A 6,579-nucleotide genomic window follows, 5' to 3' on the forward strand; every position below is an offset into this window, starting at 1 on the left:
AACCTTTGGGCTCGATCCAATAAACGCTTGGGGAGAGAATACCTCTACTTTTTCAGAAGCAATTCTGTCTAAGCAAGTAATCTCTGTGAACCAAGAATCCCCGTCTCTTTAGAGCGGGGAGTGTCAACGTACCTAGTCCCAAATTATGTCACAGTCGCCCGTCGTCCCGGAGTATAACGATTGACACGCTCCTAAAAAATTGAGAAAATCCCTTGCTGCTAGACTTATTCCACCACAACACGCCTAGAAAAGCCCCAACTTAAGGAGGCCGCCACCATCATTAATACCATCCACTCTGGCGGCAAATAGGTTGGTTGACAAGCTTTTAATAACAATCTTCCCCCTACCGCTAAAACCGTCAGATAGGCCGCATCTTGTAGGTAAACAAACTCAGCTAACCACCTGACAAATAAACCGGTCAAAAATCGTAGGGCTAACATTCCCAAAATACCACCAGTCAGAAGAATCCAGAATTGATCGGCTAGGGCGATCGCTGTTGTCACACTATCGAGGGAAAAAGCCAGATCCGTAAAAGCAATCAGAACAATAACACGGCCAAAAGATTCTATGGCGAGATTAAGGGCAAAATTTTCGTCTTCTATTTCTATATTCAAAAATTTCTGCCAAAAATGCTTACCCGCTAACCAGATCAGATAAATAGCACCCAGTACCTCCACCTGCCAGAATTTAACTGTCCAACTGGCACTGACTAACATGGCAACTCTTAACACAAATGCCCCGGCCAATCCCCAGTTTAAAGCCTGGCGTTGTTGTCTGGGGTCGGGAAGTTCTCGCACCAAAGCCGCTAGGGCGACGGCATTATCGGCCGATAGAATGGTTTCTAAGACTGCCAGGGTGAGAATAGTGCCGCAAGTGGTTAGAGAGAGATTTTCAGCTATATCGAGAATTTGAGGGGACATATAATTATATTTTTACTTTTATGACGTTGTAGATGCGTCTTGGTATTTCCTGCTAGGATTCTTGACTATTTTTTTGTCGGTATAAATTTAAGGTCAAGTTCTTGAGCTTGCGATCGATGGCGAGATTGCTGAAAACGCTCTCCTTGACTAGGATTTTGGCCGGACACTATCATCTTAGGTACGGGACAAGCATAAAAGCAAATATTCTTAATTGTCGTTTTAATAAATAAAAGTGATGGAACGGCGAGGGGGCTTCCCAGCTTTGCATAAAGGGAATTTATGGATTTGAAAACAAAGAATATTTGTTTTTATTAAAGCCATTGCCTAGAGTGAAAACAGAGACTCAAAAAGATCACTCAAGGAGATCAAAAACGATGAAACCGAAGCTACTGACAGCCTTCTGTCTATTGCTAATCACAGTTTTTTCTTGCTTCCACCCTGCCATCGCTAAGGCCGTTACCCCCACTGGCGGCGCACCGGCAAAAATTACTCTGGTCGAGCCAGCTGCCGCCGATAATCTGCAAAAACTACAGGAAACTAACGCCTGTGTCGGTTGTGACTTTAACGGAATTAGCCTCAAAGATTTAAACTTGTCCTCGGCCAATCTAGAAGGAGCAAACCTCAGCCAAGCGGATCTAGAAAGAACAAACTTACAGGGTGCTAACCTCAAAGGGACTAATCTCCAGGGAGCCGACCTCGGCAAAACTCTCCTAGCGGGAGCCGATTTAAGCAAGGCCAATCTCTTAGGTGCAGATTTAGAAAAAGCCAACCTGCAAGGAGCAAACTTAACCAACGCCAATCTGCAAAAAGCTGACTTAGAGAAGGTCAATCTCACTAATGCTCGGTTAGACGGTGCTAACCTGCAAGATGCGGACGGTGAAGGGGCGATCGGTGTCGATCCCAATCTATTCTAAAAAAGTTGGCGTTGCTGAATAAGGTATGAATGCCAACCGTGCAGGTTCCCGTACAAAAGTTAGTTTGGGTCTAGGTTTGAAAAATCCCACAAAAGAAGATTCAGATCTCAAATCAGCAACGTCCTTACTTTTAAGCAAAAACGCGAGCATCCCGAGGACGAACATAAACTTGCTCCCCGACTTGGAGATGCAGTTGAGCCAGTTGTTCTCGATTCAGATGGGCAATCAGGAGAGAGCGATCCGGTAGAATTAATTCCACATCGATGGCCCAACCCAGATGGATAATGCGCTCGACTTTTGCCTCAATGCTAGACCCATTGGGAAAAGAGAGAATTTCTAGGTCGTGGGGACGAATGAAAATCTTGACTCCGTTAGTACCCCCTCCGAGCTGCTCGAATAGTGCAGCCGAGGTCGGTGGCAAAACATTCACCCGGCCGATAAAACTCATCACAAAAGCAGAGGCAGGATGATCGTACACCTGATCGGGAGTTCCCACCTGTTCGATTTTACCCTCATTGAAAATTACGATCTCGTCGGCCACTTCCATGGCTTCCTCCTGGTCGTGGGTGACAAAAACACTGGTGACATGGACCTCCTCGTGTAACTGTCGCAACCAAACTCGTAGCTCTTTTCTAACTTTGGCATCCAAGGCCCCAAAAGGCTCATCTAATAATAATACTTCCGGTTCCACCGCTAAGGCCCGGGCCAGGGCAACCCGTTGACGTTGACCCCCGGATAGTTGGGCCGGATAGCGATCGCCTAATCCCTGCAATTGAATTAAACTCAAGAGATTGTCCACTCGTTTTTGAATGTAGTCCGGGGCAGCTTTGCGAATATTTAAACCGAAAGCGATATTCTGACGCACCGTCAGGTGTTTAAAAAGCGCATAATGCTGAAAAACAAAGCCAATATTCCTTTTTCTGACATTTAAATTGGTTGTGTCTTTGCCGTTGATGATAATTTTGCCTGTGTCGGGAGGTTCTAATCCTGCGATCGCTCTCAGGAGAGTGGTTTTTCCTGAACCAGACGGACCGAGCAGTGCCACCAGACGATTCGATTTGATCTCTAGGTTGATGTTGTCTAAAGCAGTAAAGGTGCCGAATTTTTTCGATACTCGCTCGATGATGATGCTCACGGTAGCTAATCCTCTGGCAAAAAAATGTATAGGGTTTGACCGTATTTTAACCATGATTCAATCGCAATCGTATTAAAATACACTCACATTTTACAAGATAGCAAGAAAATTAAGTTTCGATTCGGAGATTACTGGTTGTAAACAGAGACTAAAAAGATTAAACAGCGATAAAAGCTTACTATTACTCTTTTTTGCTCTTTTAGTCGGTTCTAAAGGCTTAATTAACTAATTTTGTCCCTTAACCACCAGAAACACACCGGAGAAAAGAGACAACTGAGGCAAAAATGGACTATTCTTTATTGACAATATTTAGCTTTTTTATCGGAATTGTCGTGGGATTAACGGGAATTGGCGGTTCATCCTTGATTACACCCCTATTGATCTTTGTATTTCAGGTTCCCGCTACCACCGCAGTGGGTTCCGATGTGGTAGCGGCCGGGTTGATGAAAGTGGTCGGCACTGTTCGTCACTGGCAACAGCAAACGATCGAGTTAGAAGTGGTAAAATGGCTAGTAATTGGCAGTGTACCCGGTTCTCTGTTAGGATTGGTCGGTTTTCGCTATTTTCAGCAGAATAGCTCCCTCAATCTCGATCAATGGTTGCCTCCTATCATCGGTCTTGTCTTGATGATCGTGACTGTCCTAGCGGCCCTGGAACTACTAATCTCCTTGTTTTTTCCCGATTTGTCCCCTTGGTCCTGGCCAAAATTAGATTTAACCACTCGATCGGGTCAGATAAAAACAACGATATTGGGGGCAGTTTTAGGCTATTTGGTCGGTTTAACCAGTATTTCCAGTGGTTCCTTATTTGCATTGGTCTTGATGACCTTTTTTCAGCTTGATTCTCGCAAATTAGTCGGTACAGATCTATCGCAAGCGTCCATCCTCTTAACCTGTACTTCCATCGGTCATCTGGGATTAGGAACGGTAGACTGGAATCTGGTACTTCCCATCTGGTTGGGTGGGATACCGGGGGTAGTAGTGGGAGCAAGATTATCGGAATATTTCCCCAAAAATGCCCTAAAAATACTGCTTTATACGGTTCTAGTCACGGTCAGTTGGCGCTTACTTCAACCCACCTAATCCCCAAAGTTCACTCGAAAGTCATCATACTACCCATCAACAGATCGGGACTGGTGGCGACAAAATAGATAATTCCCGCACCGAGAATAACGATCGCTAAACTAAATAGTAGCACCCATCGATCGGCTGGTTCGTAGGTATCTTCATCTATATCTCGTCTGACTGTAAAATAATGGGCTGTGGTCAAAAATACGGTCAATAAACCCACTAAAGCAAACATTAAGCCTAATTTCCAGCCATAACCGGGCCGGGGAACCAGAGGAGGATGAAAGGCCCGTAAACGCAGGATAACCATACCAAAACCCATTAATGCGATCGCCGTTCGCATCCAAGACAGATAGGTGCGTTCATTGGCCAGATGATCGCGGACTCGATTGGGATTGACTTTTTTCGGTTTAATGCTGGTCTTGCTTTCCGTCACTGGCGATTTGAGAAAAAATAACATGATCGAGTTGACTAGGGGTCGGTTTCAAGTTGATCGTTTGAGAAGATGATGTTATTCTATGGCACTTGAGTTATAGATGGTATGGAAAAAATCTAAAATCTCTTTTTAGATGTATTTGTATTGAATCAAAAATTAAATAGGGTTTGCTGAATAAATCTAAAAACATTGTTCGATAAGACTTTTAGACCTTTTTGAAATCCAAAAGTACCGGCCATTGGAGTGATCGGGGGGAAAATTCCGGGACTTTTTCCCTGAAAATGGGTAAAACCCTACACCCTACACCCTACACCCTACACCCTGCCCCCAGGAAAAACTTTTTGCCGCAAACCCTAAATAGATTCTGCTTGCTGCTGGAGAAGGGTCCATCCATAGCTTAAGGATAAGGCCAAGAAAGCCAGGGGAAGACTTTCCTTGATCATAAACACACCCAAACCGATCAGCACACAGGGGACAAAGTGGCTACCGTGACTGCTAATTAAATTAGCGATCGCCGGTAATTGAGTTAACTGATGAGCAGTAAAACACCAAACACCCACCAAGATCAGAAAAACGCTGACGATAGTGACTAAATTTGGCCAGGTATTACTAGCGAACAGCGGCAGATAAATGCCGATATTATCACTACCATTGGCGATGGTAATTGCCGCTACAGCACCGGTTTGAGGGGAAAACCAGGCCAGCAAAGGAGAAGACGGTGCTGATTCTACAGCCATCTCCAGAGGATTATCCGTCTCGGTTTCTTCTCGCTGCCAGAGACTCCGAATCCCGAAAATCACCGGCAACAGGCCGAGAAAACGAATCCACTGAGCCGGAATCAAGAAACTCCCGAAAAAGCCGGTTAAACTCGCCAAAATCAGCAGTATAAAGCCTAAATACTGACCGATAACGATATGACGACGGCGAAAAAGTTTATTGACCTGGGTAAAAAGAATCGTCAAAATCAGGATGTCATCGAGATTAGTGGCAATAAAGGCCGCTATTGCTGTGGATATGGCAGTAATCATGGTAGTCATGGGATTTTTTTCTTAATCGGCTCTTCTGGTCTCGATCGCCCTACTTCTACTCTAGAAAGAGCCATTAATAAAATCAAATATTCTTTCTTGTTGATTTAATAAATTAAAATGATGGAAAGACCAATAGAGACGGAAAACCCCTTGCCATGGCCAGAATGACCCTAGATCAACTGGAAATCTTTCTAGCGACTGCCGAACATCTCCACTTCACCAAAGCAGCAGAAGCTTTATATATCACCCAACCGGCCGTCAGTGCCGCCATTGCCTCCCTAGAAAGTGAATACGGGGTGAAATTATTCCATCGCGTCGGTCGTCACATCGAGATCACGGAAACAGGACGTTTATTGCAATTAGAAGCGCAACGCATTCTTACCCAGGTGACTTTGACAGAAAGGGGATTGGCGGAATTCAACGACTTGCAACGGGGAGAACTACAATTAGGGTCGAGTTTGACTATTGGTAACTATTGGCTCCCGGCAAAAATTAGCGATTTTCAGGAGCGCTATCCGGCAATTAAGATCAACTGCACCCTAGCTAATACGGAAGAAATCTGTCTGGGTACGGCTAACGGACGTTTTGACCTAGCATTAATCGAGGGAGAAGTCAAGAGTGATTTAACAAATTGTTTAGAACAGGAGATCGTCGGCAGCGATCGCCTATTAATTATTGTCGGACGTTCTCATCCTTGGTATAAAAGAGAAGCGATCGAATTGCCGGAATTAGTGGAAACCCCTTGGGTAATGCGAGAATCGGGATCGGGAACTCAACAAAGATTCGAGGAAGCGTTACAGAATTGGGGCATCGATTTACGGACATTAAAGGTGACTTTGCTGTTAAATACGGGGGAAATGGTCAAGGCAATCATCGAGAATAGTTCGGCAGCTGCCGGCATTTCCGAATTGATGGTTCAAAAGGAATTAGAATTAGGCACATTGCGATCGATTCGAGTCATCGATACTTCCGGTTTATCCCCTCGCTATCTCGAATTTATGCGCCCTTTTTTAAAAATAAAACACCGTCAGCGCTTTCAACCCCGCGTCTGTAAAGTTTTCGAGCAGATGTTGTAATCT

At 44.7% G+C, this 6,579-nt stretch carries 7 protein-coding genes; 3 read left to right on the top strand and 4 right to left on the bottom strand.

The window, feature by feature from the left end; all coding sequences use genetic code 11:
* Nucleotides 1-224: 224 nt before the first annotated feature.
* Nucleotides 225-920: a TerC family protein gene (locus tag IM477_RS05700; protein WP_287730873.1), complete on the bottom strand. Its 696-nt coding sequence runs from the start codon at nucleotides 918-920 to the stop codon at nucleotides 225-227.
* A 374-nt stretch (nucleotides 921-1,294) separates the two neighbouring features.
* On the opposite strand from IM477_RS05700, the gene IM477_RS05705 reads away from it, so the two are divergent.
* Entirely contained in the window at nucleotides 1,295-1,834 is a 540-nt protein-coding gene (locus IM477_RS05705; RefSeq protein ID WP_287730874.1) for a pentapeptide repeat-containing protein, read from the top strand.
* Nucleotides 1,835-1,964: 130 nt separating this feature from the next.
* Here the strand turns inward: IM477_RS05705 and IM477_RS05710 are convergent, their stop codons facing one another.
* The gene (locus IM477_RS05710) at nucleotides 1,965-2,969 is read right to left on the bottom strand and encodes a sulfate/molybdate ABC transporter ATP-binding protein (RefSeq protein WP_287730876.1); all 1,005 of its coding nucleotides are present in this window, start codon (nucleotides 2,967-2,969) and stop codon (nucleotides 1,965-1,967) included.
* Between the two features lie 284 nt (nucleotides 2,970-3,253).
* Between IM477_RS05710 and IM477_RS05715 the strand changes: the two genes are divergently transcribed.
* The gene (locus tag IM477_RS05715; RefSeq protein ID WP_012267584.1) at nucleotides 3,254-4,051 is read left to right on the top strand and encodes a sulfite exporter TauE/SafE family protein; all 798 of its coding nucleotides are present in this window, start codon (nucleotides 3,254-3,256) and stop codon (nucleotides 4,049-4,051) included.
* Between the two features lie 10 nt (nucleotides 4,052-4,061).
* Here the strand turns inward: IM477_RS05715 and IM477_RS05720 are convergent, their stop codons facing one another.
* Both IM477_RS05720 and IM477_RS05725 read right to left on the bottom strand, forming a co-directional pair.
* Nucleotides 4,062-4,496, bottom strand: coding sequence for a YidH family protein (locus IM477_RS05720; protein WP_002762666.1), 435 nt, complete (start codon nucleotides 4,494-4,496; stop codon nucleotides 4,062-4,064).
* 329 nt (nucleotides 4,497-4,825) lie between these two features.
* Nucleotides 4,826-5,509 (bottom strand): cadmium resistance transporter, encoded by a 684-nt coding sequence (locus tag IM477_RS05725; protein WP_287730875.1) that lies wholly within the window; start codon nucleotides 5,507-5,509, stop codon nucleotides 4,826-4,828.
* 146 nt (nucleotides 5,510-5,655) lie between these two features.
* Here IM477_RS05725 and IM477_RS05730 point away from each other — a divergent pair, with 146 nt between their 5' ends.
* Nucleotides 5,656-6,576 carry a LysR substrate-binding domain-containing protein gene (locus tag IM477_RS05730; RefSeq protein ID WP_287660401.1) on the top strand — a complete coding sequence of 307 codons (921 nt, stop codon included), beginning with the start codon at nucleotides 5,656-5,658 and terminating at the stop codon, nucleotides 6,574-6,576.
* Nucleotides 6,577-6,579: the final 3 nt, after the last annotated feature.

Source organism: Microcystis sp. M090S1 (assembly GCF_020246295.1).
In the GTDB taxonomy this organism is placed as follows: Bacteria; Cyanobacteriota; Cyanobacteriia; order Cyanobacteriales; family Microcystaceae; genus Microcystis; species Microcystis aeruginosa.